Below are 20,735 nucleotides of genomic sequence, written 5' to 3'. Positions count from 1 at the left end.
CGCGGTCCGTCTCGTGCGTTTCCTGGAACGTTTCTTAGATGGGTCCAACGGAATACCAAGGTATCAACGTAGTGGACCCAACTGTATCGTGCAAAATATATCCACTTCGAGCGGAATTTCCAGATGCTCCCGAATGCGGGAGCTATGGCTGAAAATGGTACCAAGCCATTCAGCGATAAGGTATTTTAGCTCGTGGGGCCGAAGCGGCCATGCTGATAAAGCTCTTATGAAGTGGGCTGGCTTCGCCCAGACCGTCATTCCAGGGCTCGCCGCAGGCAAGAAACCGGAACCGGCCCGACACGCTCCGGCGAGTCGTCGGCTCTGGGTTTCGCTTCGCGGCCCCGGAATGACGCAGAGCGAAGCTGTCGGCCGACTACAGCGACAGGCTCAATCCGTCGTGAGCCACCGTCCACCCCCGATCCTCGACGCTCGCGCGCTCCGGCGAGCCCTCGACCAGTACAGGGTTGGTGTTGTTGATGTGAACGAACACGCGGCGGCCGATGGTGCAGCCACTGAGCGAGGCGATCGAGCCGGTCTCGCCGTTCATCTGGATGTGGCCCATGCGCCAGCCGGTCTTGGTGCCGACCCCGGCGCGGATCATGTCGTCATCCTCCAGCACCGTGCCGTCGAACAGCAGTGCGTCGACCCCCCCGATCCGCTCTTTGAGCCCATCCGTGACGCGGGCGCAGCCGGGAATGTAGGCAAGCCGCTTGCCGCCAGCCTCGATCATCGCACCGACCGTGGTTTCGGTCTCGGCGCCGATCTCCATGCTGGCGTCTTCCAGCCAGAGCGGCACCTTGCCGGGGACGGAGAACAGCGTGACCGTCAGGCCCGGCACCGGCTCGAAAGTGTCGTTCAGGGCGATCGGCTGGCGCGTCACCACATCGGCCGCCATCACATCGAAGACGCGGTTGTCGCTGACCGAGCCAAGGATGCCGGGCGTCGCGTAGAGCGTGTAGGGCTGACCTTCGCGCAGCGTCAGCAGGCCGGCGACATGATCGACATCGCCATTGGTCAGCAGCACTGCATGGATCGGCGAATGCCGCAGGCCCTCGCGCGGAAACATCGCGCGGTTGGCCTGGATCTGCTGGCGGATATCGGGGGAGGCGTTGACAAGGAGCCAGCGTTCTCCGTCGGGAGAAACCGCGATGCTCGACTGCGTCCGGGGTTTGACGCGGGGATCGCCGTCCCACGCGAGAGAACAGATAGAGCAGCGGCAGTTCCACTGGGGAACGCCGCCACCCGCAGCCGAGCCGAGAACTACGACACGCATGGTTGGACCCGCTGTCTGCAATCCTCGGCCGGCGCTACACCTCAGTTGAAGGTGTCGATCTCAGCCGACTCGTAGCTCGTGACTTCCATGCCGACGCAGATCTCGGAAACGACGGGGGCGGCCCACTTCATGGCATCTCTCCAGATTTTTTCTAAGACGTCAGCAGCATCTGCACGCCTCATAAGAGGATACTAAGACACTGACGGCGCTAGGTTTCTTGCGCGAGAGGTATATCGCCAATTCGGCCGGGTATCGCAAGAGCCAAATTGCCGGATATGCCCGAAATCCCGTGCGTTCGATCGGTCGGGGTCAATGGCGGAAGTCTTGCCCGCGCAGGTCGAGCATGAAGCCTTTTCCACGCACGGTGACGATCACGGGACCGCCGAAACGGACGAAATCCGAGAGCTTGCTGCGCAGGTAACCCACGTAGACATCGACGACATTCAGCGAGAGGCCGCCCTGGGTCGCCCAGAGCTTGTCGAAGATCGCGCCGCGGGCGATCGGCTTGTTGACCTCCTCCATCAGCAGCGCCAACAGCTCCGCCTCGCGAGGGGTGAGGCGTGCCGACGCATCCCCAAAACTCACCTGACGGACATTGAGATCGAGCACGAGCCGGCCGGCCGTGACGATGGTGCGCGGAGAATCGGCCTCGCGCCGACGCAGGAGATGCGTCTGCAGGCGGGCGAGCAGTTCGTCGAAGATGAACGGCTTGACGATGTAGTCGTCCGCACCGAGAGCGAGGCCTTCGACACGGTCCCGGATCTCGTCGCGAGCGCTCAAGAACAGGATCGCGCCGGGATATCCGCCCTCGCGGAGTGATCGGCAGACATCGTGACCCGAACCGTCGGGCAGGGTGATGTCGAGCACCACGGCTTCAGGAGAATCGTCACGCGCGGCGCTCAGCGCGTCGTCGACCCGTTCGGCTACGCCGACCGAGAAACCTTCGGCCTCGAGGCCGCGAGCGAGCATGCCGCGGATGTCGCTGTCATCCTCGACGATCAAAACGCGCGTCATGCCACCCCAGTCCTCAACCTTTGCCGATCACCCGAATGCTCCAGCGCCATGTCGGCAGCGGGCAGGTCGATCGTCACGCGCGCTCCACGACCATCGTCGCCGGAGCCCAGGCTTATGGCACCATCATGCCGCTCTATCACCCAGCGCGCTAGAGCCAAGCCTATGCCAAAGCCCGGCTCTCCCGAATGACTGTCCCGCCGGAAGCGTTCGAACAGGCCCTCGCCCTGAGCCGGGAAGCCGGGACCGTCATCGGTGACGGTCACCCTGGCCCGACACTCGCCCGCCTCCTCGCGTTCGGCCAGTGCGATGACGATCCGGCTCAGCCCGGTGGCGTGGCGCAAGGCGTTGTCGGTCAGGCTCTCGACGACCTGACGCAGCCATTCCGGGTCGGCTCTCAGCTCGACGTCGCGGTCGCCCGGTTCCAGGGTCAGCGCGACACGGCGTTTGGAAGCCTCGGAGGCGGCGCCTTCGACGGCGGCGGTGAGCACCGCAAGCGCGCTGACCGGCCGCCGGTCGAGTTCGATCTGGCCGGATTCCGAGCGGGCGACACGCAGCAGGTCCTCGACCCGTCGCTTAAGCCCCTGTGCTCGCTTGCGGATGGTGGCGAAGACCGGCCCGTAATCGACGACGCGTCCCTGCGAGCGGCCGGCAAGATCGCATTCGCCGAGGATCACGGTGAGCGGCGTGCGCAGTTCGTGGCTGACGTCGGCGAAGAAGCGGCGGCGGGAGCGGTCGACCATTTCCAGACGCTCGTTGGCCGAACGCAGGTCGACGGTGCGGGCTTCGACCGTATCTTCCAGAGCGGCGCGGTCGGCGGCGAGCCGGCCCTCGCGGCGGGCGAGGCGGGCGGCCATGCGGTTGAAATTCGCCACCAGCAGGCCGAGTTCGTCGCGCGTCGCCACCGAGAGCCGGGTGTCGAGGGCGCCGGAGCCGACGGCGCCGGCCGCCTTCCGGATCGTCTCAATGCGCTTCAGCGTCGGCCGCGTGACGCTGCGATAGAGAACCGCGAGAAGTGCCAGCGCCAGAAGTACGGCAACGAGCGAGAGCGTACGCAGGCGTTCTGATACCGTGCGTGCCTCGTCCGAACCCGCGGTCATCGAGCGCCGTTCGGTCTCGATCAACAGCGAGAGCGGCTGGCCCGTCATCGCACCGAAGGCGTTGAGCGCTCCTTGGATCGAGTCCTTGCGCCGCTGCGGTTCGAATTCGCGCTGGATCAGATTGACCTGACGGTCGAGGATCACCCGCGAGGCGCGCAACTTGGCCAGCGGCCGGGTGCGGGCCATGTACTGGATCCGCTCGAACGGATCCTGGCTCTCGGCCATGCCGCGCCCGATCGCTTCGTCGACGGTGTTGAGCGCCTTGTCGACCGCGTCACGGGTCACCGCCATCGCCTCGGGCGGCGTGTCCGGATTGCCGAGGGTCTCGACGGCGGCGAGGCCGAACTGCGTGAGACGTCCTGAAAGTTCGGCGAGCAGCTCGAGCCGGTGCTGGGCGGCGAGCACGCGATCGATGGTACGTTCTGCCAGGCTGATCGACCAGAGCACGCCCGCCGCCGCCAGGACCACCAGCAGCGCGGAGCCACCGAGTAGCAGCGCGAACCGAACCTTCAGCGAACGCATGGTCTCCGACCCCTACGGCCCGCGCCCGATGCGGGACAGTGTCACCGCAGGCCGGTCGGGCCAAGCGCCAGCTACCGGGGGTCGACCTGACTCACAAGTCCTTGGGCAGGCTCGCCTTTGCGGCGCAGCGCCAGGTCTTGATGGAGAGATCGGGGTGATTGCCCTGCCACTCCGCCAACGCGCTTTGGGAATTGCGCATGCAGATGAAGGGGTTGGGGTTGCCGAGTGACATGTTGATCCGCTCCTCGTGGCACGTGGCCGGCGCGGACAGAAGACAAACGGACATCAGTAGAAACATCGGCAGGAGCCTCGCGTCCCGGTCGCGGGCTCTTCTTGCCCGCAACCTGCAAACTGGGACGATCCGGCAGACCGGCAAGAGATATCCTGCAGGTCGATGCCGACCGATTTAGCCGGCGGGCGTAAAGAACTCGCCCTTACCGAGCGTCGCGAGGTCACCGGAATAGCGGCGCATACAGCCCTTCAGCAAATCCGCGTGCTTCGTACGCAGCCCGGCAAGCGAGCGGGCGAGAAGGCGCAGGAAGACGAGATCCGGCGTGCCGGTCTCGACGAAGGTCGGTAGAAGAGCACCGTGGCTGCCGGCAACGATAGTGCCGCGGCGCATGCCGTAGCCCGGTTCGGCGCCGAGCGATCCGGCGACGATGGTGCCGGCGATCATACGCGAACCGGCGCGGGCGCCGGCCTTGTCGACCAGTATGATGCCGCGGCGCATGCGATCACCGAGGCCGTCGCCGGCCGTTCCGTGGATGATCAGCGTCGCACCGTCGAGCCCTGCCTTGGCGGCGTAGACAGCTCCACCGGCATGGTCGCCGGCATCGCCCTCGATCGTGATGGTGCCGCCCGTGGCACCAGAAGCCGCGAATGGACCGGCCGATCCGGTGACGATGAGGCTGCCGCCGGCCATGCCGGCGCCGAGGCGCTGGCCGACGTCACCCTCGACACGCACCGTGCCCTGCGAGAGCGAAGCGCCGACGCGGTCGAGCCGTCCCGAACCACCCTCGATGACGAGGCTGTCCGAGCCGTCGAGCGCGATCGAGAAAACGTCGCCGAGGGTCAACCCGCGCCGGCTCGTGCCGACGGGAATCCTGGCGGCATCCGCCTCCGACATCTTGCTCAGCGCGAGCGGATTGATGTTGAGCAGGTCGATCCGCTCCGGCGGCTCGGAGCGCAGCTTGAGCGTGCTCATACGATCGGCCCCTCTCCGAGGAGATCCTTGAGGTGATAGTGATGGCGGCCGAGATTGCCGCCGTAATTGCCGGCCGTCACAGCGATCAGCCCGTGCGCCGCGCCGGCCTTGGTCGAGGCATGCAGCGCCACGCGCATGGACTCGGCCACCGCCTTCGAGGTGAGTGCGTCGATGACGATCTCGAGCACCACGCCGCAATCTGGCGGCAGCGCGGAGCCCGCCCGGCCCTTCAACGTCGGGCAATAGGCGTCGTTGGTCGATGCCATCATGCCCTTGGTGCGGCCGCCGACCTTCGAGCCGGAGCGGACGATACCGCCGGGGAAGGGCAGGATCGCGCCGGGCACGGAGCGGGCCGCGTCGACTGCGATCTCGGCGACCTTCAAGGTCTCCGAATGCGTCCGGCCGAGAAAGAGCAGGTTGCCGCCGCCGACGGCACCGTCGACAGCACGCACCGAATCCTCGCAGAGGAATTCGCCGTCCATCACCGGAATGCGCCAGTAGCGGCGCATCTTGCCGGTCTCGTCGGGCAGGCGCTTGGCGACGGCGAAACCGTCACCGAAGAAGCGGATCGCCCCGCCGAGCTTGATCTTCGTGGGGCCCTCGACGCCGGCGAAGCAGGCCGTGCCGGGGCAGGTCAGGATGCACTGGCCGACACGCTTCAGGAGCTGCTCCTTAAGGCCATTCGGCTCGAAGCCGAACAGCAGGATACGGACGCCGGGGCGCCCATCCGGGGTCTCTTCCGGAGACAGCTCGGCGTCGATGCCGGCTTCTGCGCCGCAGCCGATCACCGAAGTCGCAAAGCCCGTCATCGTCGTGGCCGCGATCATCGCCCATTTGGGCGTGTCGTTGGTCACGATGATCGCGGTGCCGGCAACGTCGAAGGCTTCGGCGAAGGTGTCTTCGACCTTGATGCCGTTGAGGATGAGGTCAGCCATGTCAGTCGCCCGCCGCCTGTCGTCCACGCATCACGCCCGGCATGCGACGTCCTCGAAAATCTCGGTCTCGGGGAAGGCCGCGTCGGGCACTGCGAAGCTGTCGAGCCCCTGGCCGAAGCGGTCCTGAAGATAGGTCTCGCTGCGCTTGACGATCGCTGCATCCGGCTCGACGTCGAGTTCGAGGGTGCGGCCGGAGCGCCAGGACACGACCTCGCCGTCCTCGACGATGGTCTCGCCGTCTTTCAATACGAGGCGGGCATGCGAGAACATCGCCGTGCGGTCCGCGCTGTCGCGATAGACCGCGATGTCGGCCTTGGCGCCGACGCGCAGATGCCCGCGATCGGTCAGGCCCAGGAGTTTCGCCGGTCCCGAGCGGGTCAGCTGCGCGATCTCGCTGAGCGTATACTCGCGCTCGATCGTCGGCAGGGTCGAGCGCTCACCGACGATGGCCGGAAGCGTCGCGATTTCCTTCTCGCGCTCTTCCTTGCTCATCAGCAGGTGGATGATGCGCGGATACTCGGTGAAGACGCCGCCGTTCGGGTGGTCGGTGGTCAGGATGGTGCGCTCAGGGTCCTTCGAGAGCAGCATCAGCTCGAGGCCGATCGCCCATTGCAGGGAGGAGACGCTGCCGCGGGGCTTGTAGAGGAACGGCACCACGCCGCCGCCCTCGGCATCACCCGCCGTCAGCACCCACTTCTTCGGCTTGGCGCCCTTGCGGCCACCGAACTGGCGCAGGATGTCCAGTGAGATCGTCACCGTCTGGCCGAACACGACCTGACCGACGTCGTAGGTGGCGTTGGGATGCGCCTCCATCGCCTCGGTGATCCGCTCGGCCGCCGAGCGGAAGCCGCCCTTGCTCGGGTCGTTCGGGTCGACCACGCCGTAGGCGTAGAACTGGGCGTGCGCGAAGTGGATGCGCCGGCCTTCCGCAGCCTCCAGCGTCGAGACGAACGAGTCGTCGGCGCCGGGAAGACCGAGGTTGTTGCAGTGGACATGCAGCGGGTGCGGCACGCCGATCTCTTCGACGGCATCAAGCAGGGCCGTCATGATCTTGCGGGTCGACAGGCCGTAGACCGGGATTTCGTCGTCGAGGCTGAGCTTCAGCACGCCGTCCTTGAAGGCGGAGGCGCCGCCGGCATTGATGCACTTCACGCCGAGTCCGCGGGCATGGGCCAGGGTGTGGGTCACCAGATCGCGCACCGCATCCTTGCTCTCGCCGTCGCGGAGCAGCTGCAGCAGGTGGTCGTCGTTGCCCATCACCGCGAGCGCGCCGCGGTCGAGCAGCGGAATGTCGGCGAGCTCGAGATGGGTGGCCAGGGCGTTCGACGGCGGGAGGGCCGGCTCGACGGCGGTCGTGTAACCCATGCGCGCATAGTTCGCGCCGACCCATGAGCCCGAGCCGCCGGCATGGGCGAAGGGATGGCCGTTCGGCGCCGACTCGCTGACATAGAGCTCGGGCAGCAGCAGGCGGCTCATCACGACGTTGCCGCCGGCGATGTGCGAGTGAACCTCGACGCCGCCCGCCATCACCACGCAGCCCGAGGCGTCGATGGTGCGGTCGGGCTTGCGCTCCGAGGGGGCGACGACTTGGCCGTCCTCGATCCAGACGTCGCCGACGGCGTCGCGCCCGTCGGTCGGATCGACGACCCGGCCGCCGTGGATACGGGTCAGCATGAGGCGCCTTTCTCTGCGATCTTCTTGGAAATCTCGGCGATCACGCCGGCTGCCGTAGCAGCCACGGTGCCGCTCGTCGCCGGCACGTAGCCGATGACGCCGCGGCGATCGTTCCAGACGGCGCCGCCGGCCGACGATCCGGGCACGCCGACGGTGATGACGATCTCGGCCGTATCCGGCCGCGCCTCGGGGCTATCCTCGCCGACGATAGCGATAGAGGGCAGCTGGGTGAGCCAGTCCGGACGGGGAGCGGGCAGGGAGGCGAGCCAGAGCGCGGCGTCGGCCTCGCCCTCGGCGACTAGGCGGGCGCTGTCGAAGCGCCACGGATCGTGCTCCGGCAGGTGGCGACCGAAGCCGACGCGGGGCGCCTGCCCCGTGGTCCAGGACGCGAGCTGCATCACCGCGCGACCCTGAAACGGGTCGGCCAGACCCAGGGCGAAGAAGCGGGTCTTCTCATTGAGGTCTTTGAGCAGGCCCTGCAGCATTTCGGTGCCGGCCTCGCCGATCTCGCCCGCATCGTAGATCACGACGCCGAACTTCGCGGCGGCGAGCCGGGTCGCGAGGTCGCCGTAGGCTTCCTCACCGGCGAGGTGGCCGCGCACGAAAGCGCGCAGATGGCCGATGGCGACGTCGAGCCCGGCATTGCCGATGCCATAGGCGACATGCCGGCTGGTGCCGTTGCGCGGCCCGCCGAGGGAAAGCACGACGCGCTCCTCACCGGCCGAGAGTCCGCGCACGGGCTTGGAATCGGCAATCTCGGAAACGAGGTCGCCGTCCCAGGGACGGCTGCCGACGACGAGGACGGTGTCGGCACGGCCGAGCGTCTCGGGGGCCGTGGTGGTCAAAGCGCCGCCGGAGCTGAGCGAGCCGAGTTCGGCATAGAGGCCAGGACCGGCGGCCGGATCGAGCGAGGCGCCGATGCGGTCGGCGAGACGGTAGGCGGCACGGACCGCGGCGACGTCGGCGCAAAGCCCGGCGAAAACCGGTGTGCGCGCCGCGCTGAGCAGAGCGGCGGCCGCCGCGACGGCAGCGTCTGTGTCGGCCGCGTCTCCCTTGACCCAGGCTGCCATGGTCCTCCCCGTCCAAAACGTCGTCGCCGACCCTCGTGACGGACCGGCCGAAGCCGACCTGCCGCGAGAGGCACACTGCGAAAAAGTCATTCCGCGACCGGCGGTCGGCAGAGGCGGCTTTTGCATCCGCCAATGACGCCCGGCAAGCCCTGTGGGGGAGATTTCACAAGCCCGCACCGTAAGATCGGCCCGAGTCCGGGGCTTAACGGGGCCGGTCGGATCAGGAGGTCGGCGTGCGGATCCGGCACCGTCCGGCGCTGCGAACTTGGCCCATCGGCCCGGTTGTTCCCGGCGCCTTCGCGTGGGACAAGCCGCCCGATATCGGCCGGCGCGACACCTCGCCCGGTCGTACGAGACAGGGAAGGGGATCGTCGTGGCCGAGTCCGGGGAGAGGATGGGCGCAAGCACGACGGGCTCCGTCAGGGCTCCGCAGGGCGATGTCGCGCGCCCCGGTGCTCCCGCCGCCGTCAGGGTCCGCGCCCCGGCCCGGCTGCATTTCGGCTTCCTCGACATGCATGGCGGTCTCGGTCGCCGCTTCGGCAGCATCGGGCTCGCCATCGACACGCCGGCCCTGCAGATCAAGGCGAGCGTGGCCGCGCGGGCCTCGGCCAAAGGCGCGGAAGCGGAGCGCATCCGCTCTTATCTGCTCGCCGCGGCCGCCCATCTCGAAGTCTCCGATGCCGTGGCGGTGGAGGTCGAGGAGGCGATCCCGGCCCATGCCGGCTTCGGCTCCGGCACGCAGCTCGCCCTTGCCGTCGCCGCAGCGCTCGCCCGGCTTAACGGCCGTGCCGTCGACCTCCTCGACTTCGCCGACGTCCTAGACCGCGGCAACCGCTCTGGCGTCGGCCTAGCCGCCTTCACCGAGGGCGGCCTCATCGTCGACGGCGGCCGAGACGGTAGCGGCTCGCCGCCGCCCGTGATCTCGCGCATGCCCTGGCCGGAGGCGTGGCGCGTGGTGCTGATCCTCGACGATGGCGCCACGGGCGTCCATGGCGGCAGCGAATCGGAGGCGTTTCGTGATCTCCCGCCCTTCGAGGAAGCCCGCGCCGCCGAGATCTGCCGCATCGCGCTGATGCAGGTCCTCCCGTCCGTCGCGACGGGCGACCTCGACGGCTTCGGCCGGGGCATCACCACGATCCAGGAGCGGATCGGCGATTATTTCGCGCCCCATCAAGGTGGCCGCTACGCCAGCGCCGCCGTCGCCGAGGTCCTGCAGGCCGTGGCGGCGCGCGGCGTGTCCGGCTACGGTCAAAGCTCATGGGGGCCGACCGGCTTCGCGCTCATGCCCTCCGAGCATGAGGCACAGCAACTCGTCGCATCCCTGGAGCGCCCCGGCCGCCTGCGCTTCGTCATCGCCAAGGGGCGAAACGAAGGCGCTTCGGTCTCGGATATCTAGACAATTTCTTTTCGACGACTCAAGAAACCTGCGCTTGACCGGCGACGGTCCCATCGGCTTTGCAACGGCGCGCGGTTCGCCAGAGACCCGCACGGGACACAAGGACACCAACCATGGCCCGCTCGATCCTGCACATGCTGACGCCGCTCAAGCACATGAGCCCGTTCGACGTGAACATGGCGATCGACGCCGGCTTCGAGACCATCGTCACCTACACCGAGGTCAACCTCGCCGACGTAGTCTCCCTCACCCAGGATTCGATCTTTTCCCGCGCGCCCGACGACGGCGTGCGCACCGGTCTGTTCATCGGCGGCAAGAACGCCGAGGACGCCCTCGACATGGTGGACCGGGCCAAGAAGGCCTTCGTGCCGCCCTTCGCCAACCACATCTTCGCGGACCCGGCAGGCTCCTTCACCACGGGCGCCGCCATGGTCGCCGAGGTCTCGCGCGCACTGAAGGCGAAGTTCGGCACCGACTTGAAGGGCAAGCGCATCGTGATCTTCGGCGGCGCCGGCGTCGTCGCCTACGTCGCCGCGGTGATCGGCGCGCTCGAAGGCGCCAAGAGCGTCCTCGTCGGCCACGACGGCGAGGAGCGCGTCTCCAAGATCGCCTTCACCATGAAATGGCGCTTCGGCATCGACGTCGACGCCGTCGACGGCACCAGCCCCGAAGACCGCCGCAAGGCGATCGAGAACGCCGACGTAATCCTTTCGGCCGGCCCCGCCGGCATTCCGATCCTGTCGGCGACCGACCTCGAATCGGCGCCGAAGCTGCTCGTCGCGTCCGACGTCAATGCCGTGCCGCCGGCCGGCATCGCCGGCATCGACGTCAACGCCAAGGATGTGGCGCTCCCCACCGGCAAGGGCGTCGGCATCGGTGCGCTCGCCGTCGGCAACGTCAAGTACCAGACACAGTGCCGCCTGTTCCGGCGCATGCTGGACGCCGACCAGCCGCTCTGCCTCGATTTTCGCGATGCCTACAAGCTCGCGGTCGAGATCGCGGGCTGACGGTCCCCGTCACCATGCGGGAGGGCGATGCGGTCCTGATCGCGGCCCAGTCCGGGCGGGCGCTCGCTCAGGCCGCGCGCCGGGCAGGCCTGCGCCCGTTCGTGCTCGATCTTTTCGGAGATGTGGACACGCTCGACCTCGTCGAGGCACACCGGACCTTGCCCGGCCGCTTCGGCACCGGCCGGCACGGCACCGATACCGTGCTGGCGGGGCTCGATGCGCTGGCCGAACTGGCCGGCAACCGCACCCTCGGCGTCATCCTGGGCAGCGGCTTCGAGGGCGCGCCGGCGTTGATGGCGCGTATCGCCGGGCGCCACCGCCTCATCGGCGCCGGCCCCGGCACCGTGGCTGCTCTGAAGGATCCCATGCTGTTCGCCGCGCTTTGCGAGCGGCTCGCCATCCCGCATCCGCGCATCACGACGAAGCCCGTGGCCGATCGCGCTGCGTGGCTGACGAAACGCTCGGGCGGTTCCGGCGGCTCTCACATCCGCTCAGCGACGGCAGGGTCGGCTCCGCCCGGACACTACTTCCAGGCCCGCGTGCCGGGGCGCGCCTGCGCGCTGAATTTCCTGGCCGACGGTCGCGATGTGGCCGTGCTGTCGCTCACCGAGCAATGGAGCCGGCCGAGCGCCCTGCGTCCGTTCCGCTTCGCCGGTGCGGTCGCCCCAGGACGCGACGAGCCTTCGCCCGTTTCGGCCGACATGCTCGCCGCCTTCACCGATGCGATCGCCCGCCTCGCCGAGGCGACGGCGCTGCGCGGCATCGCCAGCGCGGACCTGCTCGTGGACGGCGCCCGTTGGTGGCTGCTGGAGATCAACCCACGGCCCGGCGCAACCCTCGACGCCCTCGATCGCCGACCGGCGCCGCTGCTCGCGGCCCATATCGAGGCAAGCCTCGGACGCATGCCTCGGCTCGATCCGCCGCCGGTGGATGCGGCGGGCTCCGAAATCTGTTACGCGGCGCGGCGTTACGCCTCCGTACCGCCGCTCGACTGGCCCGATTTCGCGCGGGACCGTCCCCGCGACGGCTCGTCCGTCGCGCGCGACGCACCGTTCTGCACGGTGACCGCGTGCGGGCCGGATACGGCGGCCGTCAGACACACATTGCGGGAGAGGGCCGGCACGATCGCCGCCCTCCTCGATGGGAGAACGGATCTTCATGGGTACCGACATCAAGCCGCCGAGCATCAACGCGCTGACGGCTCCGCTCATCGACCGGCTCGTCGCTGACGCCGACGTCCTGCGCCTCGCGGTCGCACACGAGAGCGGCGCCCGCATGATCGATGCGGGCTCGCAGGTGCGCGGCTCGATCGAAGCCGGCCGCCGCCTCGCCGAGATCTGCCTCGGCGGCCTCGGCACCGTCTCGATCGTGCCCACCGGCCCGGTGGCGTCTTGGCCCTACTCGGTGGTGGTCCACACCTCCGATCCGGTATTGGCCTGCCTCGGCAGCCAGTATGCCGGCTGGAGCCTTGCCGACGAGACCGGCGATTCTGGCTTCTTCGCCCTCGGCTCGGGCCCCGGCCGCGCCGTCGCGGTCGTCGAGGAGCTCTACAAGGAGCTCGGCTATCACGACTCCGCCGACAAGACCGTGCTCGTCCTCGAATCGGCCAGCGCTCCGCCGGCCTCCGTCGTGGCCAAGGTCGCCGAGGCCACCAAGCTGCGTCCCGAGGACCTGACATTCATCTACGCCCCGACCCAGAGCCTCGCCGGTTCCACCCAGGTCGTCGCCCGCGTCCTCGAAGTCGCGCTGCACAAGGCCCACACCGTCGGCTTCGACCTGCATGCGATCCTCGACGGCATCGGTTCGGCCCCGCTCTCGCCGCCGCACCCGGACTTCATCAAGGCGATGGGCCGGACCAACGACGCCATCATCTATGGCGGCCGCGTCCAGCTCTTCGTCGATGCCGACGACGCGGACGCCAAGCAGCTCGCGGAGCAACTGCCCTCGACTTCGTCGAGCGATCACGGCTCCCCCTTCGCCGAGATCTTCTCGAAGGTGAACGGCGACTTCTACAAGATCGACGGCGCGCTGTTCTCGCCGGCCGAAGCCATCGTCACCTCGGTCCGCACCGGCAGCACCTTCCGTGGCGGCCGGCTCGAGCCGAGCCTCGTGGACGCGTCGTTCTCGTAAGCGCGACGCGAAACACTCCCCTCGACAGATCTCGGGTTCGCCCGTGATCTGCACTTTGCAAAGTACAAATCGGGCAGGCCCGACTTGTACGGGGAGGGTGCCCTGCGGATGCAGGGCGGCAGAGGGGCCGGCTCAGGTCCACCCGGAAACGGCGCTCCCCTCTCCTGACCCGCTTCGCGGGCCGCCCTCTCCCGCAGAGGGGAGAGGGTTCGCGAGAAGACTGGAAACGCATGCGCATCGGGCTCGCCGCCGATAACGGCAATTGGCACAAGGGACGGCTGCGCGGAGCCTTCGAATCCCTCGGGATTGAACCCATGCTGTTCTCCCTCGACGACGTCGCTATCGTCACCGGCGGCGGCGAGCCCCTGCGTGTGCCCGGCTTCGACGACGGGCAGTTGCCCGACGGCGTGCTGCTCCGGACGATCGCCGGCGGCACCTTCGAGGCGACCACCATGCGCCTCGGCGTGCTGCACGCGCTGGTCTCGGCCGGCGTCACCGTCTGGAACTCGCCGACCGCGATCGAGCGCTCGGTGGACAAGGCGGCGACCAGCCTCGCCATCGCCCGCGCCGGCCTGCCGACGCCGGACACGTTTGTGTTCTCCAAGCGCGAGGCGGCCGCCGCCCTGATCGAGCGCGAGGCGCGGCCCGGCCGCCCCATCGTCCTGAAGCCGTTGTTCGGCTCGCAGGGCGAGGGTCTGATGCTGATCGAGCGGCCGGAGGATCTGCCGAGCGAGGAGGCGGTCAACCGGGTCTACTATCTGCAGCGCTACGTCGCCCGCCGCGACGGGCTCTGGCGCGACTACCGCGTCTTCGTCTGCGAAGGCCGGGCCATCGCCGGCATGATCCGCGAAGGCGACGGCTGGATCACCAACGTGCATCTCGGGGGCCGGCCCTTCGCCTGGGAGTTGCCGCCCAAAGCCGCCGAACTCGCCGAGGCCGCCGCCGCCGCCATCGGCGTCGACTATACCGGCGTCGATCTGGTCGAGGACGGGGAGGGCGGGTTTCTGGTCCTCGAAGTCAATTCGATGCCGGCCTGGTCGGGTCTGCAGAAGGTCACCGAGGTCGACATCGCCGGCAGCGTGGTGCGCGGCTTTCTCGGTGCGCTCCGCGCGGCCCGCCCGCCGCGACTGATGGCGGCGCAGGGGTGATGGCGTCGCCCGCCACCAAGGCGCTCTCGGCGGAGGTGATCACCGACCTCTACCGAGCCGCCTGCCTCGCCGAACTCGATGCGCTGAAGGTCGGCAACGTTCACGCCTATGCGGCAGGCCACCGCATGGAGGTCGCGGATTTCGAGACCAGTGCCACCGTGTCGGCTCCCCAACTGGCAAGGGCGGCCGCCTCGGTAGGAGAGCGTGTCCGTGGGGGAGTCGAGGCGACCGTCGCCGCGGTGGGGCAGAACACCAATCTCGGCATTCTCCTGCTCTGCGCCCCCCTTGCGCTGGCATCTGAGATTCCGGCCGAACTCCGAAGCGCCCTGAACCGGGTGCTCGACGCCCTCGATGAAGCGGACGGCGCAGACGTCTTCGAAGCGATTCGGCGTGCCAATCCCGGCGGGCTCGGCAAGGCCGACCGCTACGACGTGACCGCCGACGCGCCAGCGGTCACGCTGCGGGCGGCCATGGCGGAGGCTGCCCCCCGCGATCGCATCGCACGCGCGTATGTCACCGGTTTCGCCGACCTGTTCGAGGTCGGCTTGACCGCCCTGGAAACCGCCCGCGCACAGGGCCTCGCCGCGCCCTGGACCACCACTGCAGTCCATCTCGCCTTTCTCGCCGAAGTCCCCGACAGCCACATCGCCCGCAAGCACGGGCCGGACACGGCCGAGGCGATCCGGCGGGAAACCGCCACCACGTTCCGCGGGCTCGATCTCCGAACGCAGCCGGTCGAAGCGCTGCTGGCCTACGATCGTCGGCTCAAGGCGGCGGGCATCAATCCCGGAACGAGCGCCGATTTCACTGTCGCAACATTGTTTGCCGACACGCTGCTCAGGGCACGCGGAGAGTGGCTCGCCTAGCGAAACGGCAAGGCACAAAAGGTTCCGGCTGCCATGCGTCGGAAGGGCAAAAAATTACCGATTTCAGAGCCTTGCGCGGGTTGTTCGGTGCGGAGGCTCGCTGTACGGTCCGCGCCGCTGTCCGGGATAACCGGCTCGGCTCCTTCGTCGAGCGCCGAGAACAAGGACGGCCTTAGGCTGCGCCCACGAGGGAGCGCGGCCTTTTTCCGAGGAATCCAGGGAGATCCCCCGAATGGCAACGATCAACAAAGTTCAGGTCGGCGAAGCACTCGTCGGCGACGGCAATGAGGTCGCTCACATCGACCTGATCATCGGACCGCGCGGTTCGCCGGCCGAGACGGCTTTCTGCAACGGCCTCGTGAACAACAAGCACGGCTTCACCAGCCTGCTCGCAGTCATCGCGCCGAACCTGCCGTGCAAGCCCAACACGCTGATGTTCAACAAGGTCACCATCAACGACGCCCGTCAGGCCGTCCAGATGTTCGGCCCCGCCCAGCACGGCGTCGCCAAGGCTGTCCAGGACGCGGTTGCCGAAGGCACCATCCCGGCTTCCGAAGCCGACGACCTGTTCATCCTGGTCGGCGTGTTCATCCACTGGGAAGCGGCTGACGACGCCAAGATCCAGAAGTACAACTACGAGGCTACCAAGCTCTCGATCGAGCGCGCTGTGCGCGGCGAGCCGAAGGCTTCGGTCGTCACCGAGCAGCGCAACTCCGCGACCCACCCCTTCGCAGCGAACGCTTAGATCGGGGACAGTTCTGGGCAGAGTTCGCCTCCGCCTGCTCCGCGGGGCCTGCTCCAGCGACTGGCCTCCATCTTCCTTGGACGCTAACGAGATCGGGACGGCGCAAGCCGTCCCTTTCTTTTTGTCCCGATAGAACGCGCCGGCCGGTACCGACGGCGGCCGAAAACCTACCCGCGCAGCGTCCCGTCGTGGATCGCCGACGCCACGAGCGCCCCGGCAGCGCCGAGGGATTGCAACGCCAGGATGTCGTCCGGCCCGCGAACCCCGCCGGCGCCATGGATAGACACGGTGGGTGCCAGGGTGATCGCCCGGATGAGTGCCAGGGTGTCCACCCCCCTATTGGCCCCGATGCTCGCCAGGGTCATAACTATGACGTCGCGAGGCCACAGCGACGGGTCCGCGTGCAAATCCGGCGGACCGAGCAGCACGTCGCCCCGGCTGTCGAGGGAGAGCACGGCCCGATTGCCCAGCGCACGGACCAGGCGGGAATCGGTCTGGCTCTCGCTGCCGATCACCGGCCGGCCGAGCCCTTCGCCGAGGAACGCCTCGACCCCGGCCAGATCCGAAAACCCGGCATCGACCCAGAGCTCGACGTCGGGACAGGCCGCCCGGATCGCCCGGAGGCTGGCGAGGTCCGGCGCGCGGCCCTCCACGATGGCGTCGAGGTCGGCGACGTAGAGAATCTCGGCCGGGTAGGCGGCGAGAAGGCCGCGGGCGATGTCGGCGGGGGCCGATCCGCTGGCCAAAGGGGTGCGGATCGGGGCATAGGCGTCGCGGTCGCCCGCGCGGGCGCGCACGACGCAGCCGCCGCGCAGGTCGATCACCGGAATCACCCGGAACGCCATTTTTCTTATCCCCCAGCGAGATGCCCGTGAGCCGACCCGCGCACGACCAAACTCCCAAAAAAATCGGGTGGGATCTCGGGGGGGTGCATGTCAAGGCGGCGCTGGTCGAGGGCGGCCGCGTGCACGAGGCGGTGCAGGCGCCGTGCAAGCTCTGGCGCGGTATCCCGGCCCTCGACGAGACCTTTTCGAAGCTACTCCCCGATTGGGCCCGCGAAGAAGCCGACCACGCCGTCACCATGACGGGTGAGCTGACCGATTGCTTCAAGGACCGCGGCGACGGCGTGGCGCAACTCGCGGCCTGGGCCGCCGCGAACCTCAAGGGCCGCGTGCGGATCTATGCCGGCCGCTCCGGCTTCGTCACGCTGGAGGCCGCGGAGGCGCAAGCCGCCGACATCGCCTCGGCCAACTGGCACGCCACCGCCGCCCTCGTCGGCCGCCACGTCGCCAATGCGCTGCTGGTCGATATCGGCTCGACCACCTCCGACCTGATCCCGATCGTCGGCGGCCGGCCCGCCTCCACCGGTTACAGCGACGCCGAGCGCCTGGAGACCAGCGAGCTCGTCTATTCCGGCGTGGTGCGCACGGCCCTGCCGGCGCTCGCCACGCACGCCCCCTGGGCCGGTCGGCGCACGGCGCTCATGGCCGAATCCTTCGCCACCACCGCCGACATCCACCGCCTGCTCGGCGATCTCCCCGAGGGCGCCGACCAGCAGCACAGCGCCGATCTCAAGGGCAAGTCGATCGCGGAATCCGAGACGCGCCTCTCGCGCATCATCGGCCGCGATCACTCCGAGGGGTCCGAGGCGGCATGGCGTGCGCTCGCGGCCTGGTTCGCCGAGGCCCAGCTCCGCTCCCTCCACAACGCCGCCGCGACGCTGCTCTCCCGCTCCGACCTCCCGCCGGACGCGCCGCTGGTGATCTGCGGCGCCGGGAGCTTTCTGGCCGAACGCCTTGCCCGCCGTCTCGGCCGCCCAGCCCGGGCCTTCACCGGCGTGATCGCCGACAGCCTCGCGGACCGCGACGCCGGCTGGATCTCGACCTGCGGGCCGGCCGTGGCGGTCGGGCTGCTGGCGGAGGATTGAGTCCACCGGCATTTTTAGCCCGAACGGACTGTAGAACCCTTACGGCCCCCGACACGCCATCACGCCCGCGGCCTGGACCACGCTAAGGGCCTTGCGCCGCACGCCGAGCGGAAGGCCTGGCCGATCGGCGACAAGCGCGGCGTCCCGCGCCAGATCCCGGTCGCAGGCGCATGAGGCGTAGCCGGCCGTGTCGTAGCAAGCGTCGTGGCGCATGCAGGCCGCGTCGAGGTCGTCGGTGGGCGGCAAGCCTTCGCCCCGCTGGCCGGCCCCGCAATAATTGCCGTGAAACAGCTCCGTCCCAGCCAGCACGTTGGCGAGGTTCGCGTCCGGCTGTGGCGTTCCGGCAGGCGCGTCGCCGGCATTGAGATCGTTGGCCGGACCGCCGGCCTTCGCGGCCGAGCCGCGCAGGGTCTTGGGGATCGCCGAACCGGAACCCGGCTCGGCCAAGCTCTCGGCGTTGCGCGAATTCGGCTCGGACAGGTCCGGGAGCGGCGGCGGAGGGCCCGGAACCGTGGTCTCCTCCGGTGACGCCGGCACCTCGGTCTGCGCCAGGGTGCCGGACGCGGCGGCCATCAAGACGAGGGCGAGCAGGGGCCTGAGCAGGATCACGATGGTTGCACTCGGTTCGACCGGACCAGTAAGCCCCGGCTCGACAATCCGGTTCCGCCCGTGCTTTGCGGAAGACCTTCACGGCGCGAAGCCGAGCCGATCCACCCGACACGCACGAGGCCCCCGCGCATGAGCGCTGCCAAGAAACTCGTCCGCATCCTGGCCACCCGCACCGGCGAGGCCATCGAACTCGCCTTCGCCACGGAAGGCGGCGGCACCGTCAAGGTGCTGGCGAGCGAGGACCAGATCGACCAGCTCGTGGACGAGCTGGAGGATATTTTGAATTCGCCAGCGGATGGCGAGGAGGGGTAAGGGCCACCTCCGTCATCGCTTCGCCTTCGGCTCGCAAAGACGAGAGCGGATGACCTTCACGGCGCTGGCACTCACCGCAGGAAATCACCGAACGCGCGCGGTCCGTCCGGCACCGCGATCTTGCCCGTCACCTTCAGCGTTCCGGCATCGATGACGCTCAGCGAGTTGTCGCCCCAGTTGGCGACGTAGAGCGTCTTACCGTCCTTCGCGGCGGCGATGCCCTCGGGGTGGTCTTCGACGTCGATGGTGCCGGCGGGCTTGAGGTCGTCGAGGCCGAAGGCGGTGACGGTGTTGGAATACTGGTCGGTGACGAAGCCGCGCCCCCCCGCCAGCGCCACCACGTAGGGCCGGTCGCCGGTCTTCACCCGGCCGATCTCGCGGCGGGCGGCAACGTCGATCACCGAGACGTCGTTCGAGGTGACGTTGGCGGTGTAGGCCCGACGGCCGTCGGCCGAGAGGGTCAGGCCGAACGGATGCTGTCCGACCGCGATTTTTTGCGATTCCCGGGCCGTCGCGAGATCGACCACCGAGACCGAATCCGCCTCGCGGTTGGCCACGAGCAGGCTGCGGCCGTCGGGCGTGACGGCGAGGCCCGACGGCGATTTACCCACCGCGATCTCGCCGGTCTGCTTCAGGCCCTCGGGGGCGGGCGCCAGCACGAAGACGCGGCTGGCATACCAGTCGGCGACGTAGACCGTGCCGGTCTGCGGGTCGACGCAGATGCCGAGGGGGCCGCCGGGGACCGCGAGGCTCGCCGTCACCTTGCGCGCGTCGAGATCGAGCACCGCGACCGACTGGCCCTCGGGGCGCGTGACGTAGGCGGTCCGGCGGTCCGGCGAGAGGGCGATGCCGGCCGGAGCGCCGTCGAGGGGAATGTGGGCGATCACCTTAGCCTGGCCGAGATCGACCACGGCAACCTCACCGGCGAGCTGGGCGGTGACGTAGGCTTCCTGAGCGAAGGTGGGCACCGCGGTCAGCAGGACAGTCAAGAAGAAGAGGGGCAGGCCGAGACGATGGCTCATGCGGGGTCCTGTCTCGTCGCTTGGGTTGGGTAGACGGTTCGCAACCCATGATCTCACCCAACCACCTCATCCTCAGGTGCGAGGCGTAGCCCAGCCTCGACGGAGGGCTTCGGGGATCGCGCGGCTGGCCGGAGCCCTCCGCTACCCTGCGGCACCTCAGGATGAGGGCGAGCATAGGGAGACCGGATTCACCGCGAGAATTCCCCTCCCCGAGGGGGGAGGGGACGAAAAGGCTACGAGCCCTTCTCGGCCTTTTCCTTCACGTTGGTGAGGCTGGCCTTGTAGAGGTCGGAGACGGCCTTCTTGGAGGCCTCGTCGTTCAGGTCCGGCGGCGGATCGTTGTTCATGTAGCCGCGGTAGAACGCGCCCTTCCAGGTCAGCTTCGTCTTGCCGCCGGCATCCTCGACCTCGATCGTCGAGGAATAGTCGTTCACCGGCAGCACCTTCACGTCGACCTTGTCGATCCGGTACATGAAGGTCTTCTTCGCGTCGTCGTACTTGGCGAGCTCTTCCACCACCGTGGCGCCGCCCTTGAGCGTCAGCGTGCGGGTCGCCTTGACCTCGTTGCCGCCCTTGCCCTCGGTCTTCTCGACCACCGGGATCCAGCTGCCGTCCTGGAAGTTGCCGACGATCTTCCAGACCTTGTCGGCCGGAGCGTTGATCTCGATCGACTCGGACACCTTCTGGCGGCTCGGCCCGTGGGCCTGTGCCGAGAACGACACCGTGGCGAGGGCCGCCACCGTGGCCATTGTTAGAAACCGCATCGTGTCTTTCCTCCCATCTT

Annotated in this window: 22 protein-coding genes; 9 read left to right on the top strand and 13 right to left on the bottom strand. The window is 68.5% G+C overall.

Annotation, left to right across the window (positions count from 1 at the left end; translation table 11 throughout):
* Positions 1 to 373 precede the first annotated feature (373 nt).
* The 9 genes from pqqB to MFF07_RS02690 all read right to left on the bottom strand — a co-directional run bounded on the left by pqqB (position 374) and on the right by MFF07_RS02690 (position 8,789).
* Positions 374 to 1,273, bottom strand: coding sequence for a pyrroloquinoline quinone biosynthesis protein PqqB (gene pqqB, locus MFF07_RS02730; protein WP_147817083.1), 900 nt, complete (start codon positions 1,271 to 1,273; stop codon positions 374 to 376).
* A gap of 41 nt (positions 1,274 to 1,314) precedes the next feature.
* Positions 1,315 to 1,404 (bottom strand): pyrroloquinoline quinone precursor peptide PqqA, encoded by a 90-nt coding sequence (gene pqqA, locus MFF07_RS02725; protein ID WP_007564431.1) that lies wholly within the window; start codon positions 1,402 to 1,404, stop codon positions 1,315 to 1,317.
* A gap of 178 nt (positions 1,405 to 1,582) precedes the next feature.
* On the bottom strand, positions 1,583 to 2,287 hold the full coding sequence (locus MFF07_RS02720) for a response regulator transcription factor (RefSeq protein WP_147817082.1): 705 nt from the start codon (positions 2,285 to 2,287) through the stop codon (positions 1,583 to 1,585).
* Entirely contained in the window at positions 2,284 to 3,906 is a 1,623-nt protein-coding gene (locus MFF07_RS02715; protein ID WP_238230610.1) for a sensor histidine kinase, read from the bottom strand. Before MFF07_RS02715 ends, MFF07_RS02720 begins: the two co-directional genes overlap by 4 nt.
* 91 nt (positions 3,907 to 3,997) lie before the next feature.
* Complete coding sequence (locus MFF07_RS02710; RefSeq protein ID WP_238230609.1) at positions 3,998 to 4,138, bottom strand: hypothetical protein; 141 nt, start codon at positions 4,136 to 4,138, stop codon at positions 3,998 to 4,000.
* Between the two features lie 174 nt (positions 4,139 to 4,312).
* Entirely contained in the window at positions 4,313 to 5,110 is a 798-nt protein-coding gene (locus MFF07_RS02705; RefSeq protein WP_147817079.1) for a formylmethanofuran dehydrogenase subunit C, read from the bottom strand.
* A complete protein-coding gene (gene fhcD / locus MFF07_RS02700; RefSeq protein ID WP_147817078.1) occupies positions 5,107 to 6,045 on the bottom strand; it encodes a formylmethanofuran--tetrahydromethanopterin N-formyltransferase in 939 nt (312 codons plus the stop codon). Before fhcD ends, MFF07_RS02705 begins: the two co-directional genes overlap by 4 nt.
* 30 nt (positions 6,046 to 6,075) lie before the next feature.
* Complete coding sequence (locus MFF07_RS02695; protein WP_238230608.1) at positions 6,076 to 7,719, bottom strand: formylmethanofuran dehydrogenase subunit A; 1,644 nt, start codon at positions 7,717 to 7,719, stop codon at positions 6,076 to 6,078.
* Entirely contained in the window at positions 7,713 to 8,789 is a 1,077-nt protein-coding gene (locus MFF07_RS02690) for a molybdopterin-binding domain-containing protein (RefSeq protein ID WP_147817076.1), read from the bottom strand. Before MFF07_RS02690 ends, MFF07_RS02695 begins: the two co-directional genes overlap by 7 nt.
* A 394-nt stretch (positions 8,790 to 9,183) precedes the next feature.
* Here MFF07_RS02690 and MFF07_RS02685 point away from each other — a divergent pair, with 394 nt between their 5' ends.
* The 7 genes from MFF07_RS02685 to fae all read left to right on the top strand — a co-directional run bounded on the left by MFF07_RS02685 (position 9,184) and on the right by fae (position 16,081).
* The gene (locus tag MFF07_RS02685) at positions 9,184 to 10,185 is read left to right on the top strand and encodes a beta-ribofuranosylaminobenzene 5'-phosphate synthase family protein (RefSeq protein WP_147817075.1); all 1,002 of its coding nucleotides are present in this window, start codon (positions 9,184 to 9,186) and stop codon (positions 10,183 to 10,185) included.
* A gap of 113 nt (positions 10,186 to 10,298) precedes the next feature.
* Positions 10,299 to 11,192, top strand: coding sequence for an NADP-dependent methylenetetrahydromethanopterin/methylenetetrahydrofolate dehydrogenase (locus tag MFF07_RS02680; RefSeq protein WP_147817074.1), 894 nt, complete (start codon positions 10,299 to 10,301; stop codon positions 11,190 to 11,192).
* A gap of 14 nt (positions 11,193 to 11,206) precedes the next feature.
* The gene (locus tag MFF07_RS02675) at positions 11,207 to 12,421 is read left to right on the top strand and encodes an ATP-grasp domain-containing protein (protein WP_238230607.1); all 1,215 of its coding nucleotides are present in this window, start codon (positions 11,207 to 11,209) and stop codon (positions 12,419 to 12,421) included.
* Positions 12,351 to 13,322 (top strand): methenyltetrahydromethanopterin cyclohydrolase, encoded by a 972-nt coding sequence (gene mch, locus MFF07_RS02670; RefSeq protein ID WP_147817073.1) that lies wholly within the window; start codon positions 12,351 to 12,353, stop codon positions 13,320 to 13,322. The genes MFF07_RS02675 and mch overlap by 71 nt, the downstream gene beginning before the upstream one ends.
* A gap of 230 nt (positions 13,323 to 13,552) precedes the next feature.
* Complete coding sequence (locus MFF07_RS02665) at positions 13,553 to 14,470, top strand: ATP-grasp domain-containing protein (RefSeq protein ID WP_147817072.1); 918 nt, start codon at positions 13,553 to 13,555, stop codon at positions 14,468 to 14,470.
* Positions 14,470 to 15,336, top strand: coding sequence for a triphosphoribosyl-dephospho-CoA synthase (locus tag MFF07_RS02660; protein ID WP_147817071.1), 867 nt, complete (start codon positions 14,470 to 14,472; stop codon positions 15,334 to 15,336). Before MFF07_RS02665 ends, MFF07_RS02660 begins: the two co-directional genes overlap by 1 nt.
* Positions 15,337 to 15,568: 232 nt before the next feature.
* Positions 15,569 to 16,081 (top strand): 5,6,7,8-tetrahydromethanopterin hydro-lyase, encoded by a 513-nt coding sequence (fae, locus tag MFF07_RS02655; protein ID WP_147817070.1) that lies wholly within the window; start codon positions 15,569 to 15,571, stop codon positions 16,079 to 16,081.
* A gap of 167 nt (positions 16,082 to 16,248) precedes the next feature.
* On the opposite strand, the gene MFF07_RS02650 is transcribed toward fae, so the two are convergent.
* Positions 16,249 to 16,926: a HisA/HisF-related TIM barrel protein gene (locus MFF07_RS02650; protein WP_147817069.1), complete on the bottom strand. Its 678-nt coding sequence runs from the start codon at positions 16,924 to 16,926 to the stop codon at positions 16,249 to 16,251.
* Between the two features lie 20 nt (positions 16,927 to 16,946).
* Between MFF07_RS02650 and MFF07_RS02645 the strand changes: the two genes are divergently transcribed.
* Positions 16,947 to 18,008, top strand: a complete 1,062-nt coding sequence (locus MFF07_RS02645; protein WP_238230606.1) for a hydantoinase/oxoprolinase family protein — start codon at positions 16,947 to 16,949, stop codon at positions 18,006 to 18,008.
* A gap of 39 nt (positions 18,009 to 18,047) precedes the next feature.
* On the opposite strand, the gene MFF07_RS02640 is transcribed toward MFF07_RS02645, so the two are convergent.
* Positions 18,048 to 18,581, bottom strand: a complete 534-nt coding sequence (locus MFF07_RS02640) for a phospholipase A2 family protein (RefSeq protein WP_373322231.1) — start codon at positions 18,579 to 18,581, stop codon at positions 18,048 to 18,050.
* A 165-nt stretch (positions 18,582 to 18,746) separates the two neighbouring features.
* Here MFF07_RS02640 and MFF07_RS02635 point away from each other — a divergent pair, with 165 nt between their 5' ends.
* Positions 18,747 to 18,929 (top strand): hypothetical protein, encoded by a 183-nt coding sequence (locus MFF07_RS02635; protein ID WP_147817067.1) that lies wholly within the window; start codon positions 18,747 to 18,749, stop codon positions 18,927 to 18,929.
* 71 nt (positions 18,930 to 19,000) lie between these two features.
* Here MFF07_RS02635 and MFF07_RS02630 read toward each other — a convergent pair whose 3' ends face one another.
* Together MFF07_RS02630 and MFF07_RS02625 are read right to left on the bottom strand one after the other, a co-directional pair.
* Positions 19,001 to 19,951 (bottom strand): YncE family protein, encoded by a 951-nt coding sequence (locus tag MFF07_RS02630; RefSeq protein WP_147817066.1) that lies wholly within the window; start codon positions 19,949 to 19,951, stop codon positions 19,001 to 19,003.
* Between the two features lie 233 nt (positions 19,952 to 20,184).
* The gene (locus tag MFF07_RS02625; protein WP_147817065.1) at positions 20,185 to 20,715 is read right to left on the bottom strand and encodes an SRPBCC family protein; all 531 of its coding nucleotides are present in this window, start codon (positions 20,713 to 20,715) and stop codon (positions 20,185 to 20,187) included.
* Positions 20,716 to 20,735 lie beyond the last annotated feature (20 nt).

The organism is Methylobacterium thuringiense (genome assembly GCF_022179645.1).
Classification (GTDB): Bacteria; Pseudomonadota; Alphaproteobacteria; order Rhizobiales; family Beijerinckiaceae; genus Methylobacterium; species Methylobacterium thuringiense.
This window is presented reverse-complemented; position numbering and strand designations above follow the sequence as displayed.

Bases quoted from the DNA above. Each gene is read 5' to 3' on its own strand.
- pqqB (WP_147817083.1), bottom strand. From the start codon at position 1,273: ATGCGTGTCGTAGTTCTCGGCTCGGCTGCGGGTGGCGGCGTTCCCCAG.
- pqqA (WP_007564431.1), bottom strand. From the start codon at position 1,404: ATGAAGTGGGCCGCCCCCGTCGTTTCCGAGATCTGCGTCGGCATGGAA.
- MFF07_RS02720 (WP_147817082.1), bottom strand. From the start codon at position 2,287: ATGACGCGCGTTTTGATCGTCGAGGATGACAGCGACATCCGCGGCATG.
- MFF07_RS02715 (WP_238230610.1), bottom strand. From the start codon at position 3,906: ATGCGTTCGCTGAAGGTTCGGTTCGCGCTGCTACTCGGTGGCTCCGCG.
- MFF07_RS02710 (WP_238230609.1), bottom strand. From the start codon at position 4,138: ATGTCACTCGGCAACCCCAACCCCTTCATCTGCATGCGCAATTCCCAA.
- MFF07_RS02705 (WP_147817079.1), bottom strand. From the start codon at position 5,110: ATGAGCACGCTCAAGCTGCGCTCCGAGCCGCCGGAGCGGATCGACCTG.
- fhcD (WP_147817078.1), bottom strand. From the start codon at position 6,045: ATGGCTGACCTCATCCTCAACGGCATCAAGGTCGAAGACACCTTCGCC.
- MFF07_RS02695 (WP_238230608.1), bottom strand. From the start codon at position 7,719: ATGCTGACCCGTATCCACGGCGGCCGGGTCGTCGATCCGACCGACGGG.
- MFF07_RS02690 (WP_147817076.1), bottom strand. From the start codon at position 8,789: ATGGCAGCCTGGGTCAAGGGAGACGCGGCCGACACAGACGCTGCCGTC.
- MFF07_RS02685 (WP_147817075.1), top strand. From the start codon at position 9,184: ATGGGCGCAAGCACGACGGGCTCCGTCAGGGCTCCGCAGGGCGATGTC.
- MFF07_RS02680 (WP_147817074.1), top strand. From the start codon at position 10,299: ATGGCCCGCTCGATCCTGCACATGCTGACGCCGCTCAAGCACATGAGC.
- MFF07_RS02675 (WP_238230607.1), top strand. From the start codon at position 11,207: ATGCGGGAGGGCGATGCGGTCCTGATCGCGGCCCAGTCCGGGCGGGCG.
- mch (WP_147817073.1), top strand. From the start codon at position 12,351: ATGGGTACCGACATCAAGCCGCCGAGCATCAACGCGCTGACGGCTCCG.
- MFF07_RS02665 (WP_147817072.1), top strand. From the start codon at position 13,553: ATGCGCATCGGGCTCGCCGCCGATAACGGCAATTGGCACAAGGGACGG.
- MFF07_RS02660 (WP_147817071.1), top strand. From the start codon at position 14,470: ATGGCGTCGCCCGCCACCAAGGCGCTCTCGGCGGAGGTGATCACCGAC.
- fae (WP_147817070.1), top strand. From the start codon at position 15,569: ATGGCAACGATCAACAAAGTTCAGGTCGGCGAAGCACTCGTCGGCGAC.
- MFF07_RS02650 (WP_147817069.1), bottom strand. From the start codon at position 16,926: ATGGCGTTCCGGGTGATTCCGGTGATCGACCTGCGCGGCGGCTGCGTC.
- MFF07_RS02645 (WP_238230606.1), top strand. From the start codon at position 16,947: ATGCCCGTGAGCCGACCCGCGCACGACCAAACTCCCAAAAAAATCGGG.
- MFF07_RS02640 (WP_373322231.1), bottom strand. From the start codon at position 18,581: ATGGCCGCCGCGTCCGGCACCCTGGCGCAGACCGAGGTGCCGGCGTCA.
- MFF07_RS02635 (WP_147817067.1), top strand. From the start codon at position 18,747: ATGAGCGCTGCCAAGAAACTCGTCCGCATCCTGGCCACCCGCACCGGC.
- MFF07_RS02630 (WP_147817066.1), bottom strand. From the start codon at position 19,951: ATGAGCCATCGTCTCGGCCTGCCCCTCTTCTTCTTGACTGTCCTGCTG.
- MFF07_RS02625 (WP_147817065.1), bottom strand. From the start codon at position 20,715: ATGCGGTTTCTAACAATGGCCACGGTGGCGGCCCTCGCCACGGTGTCG.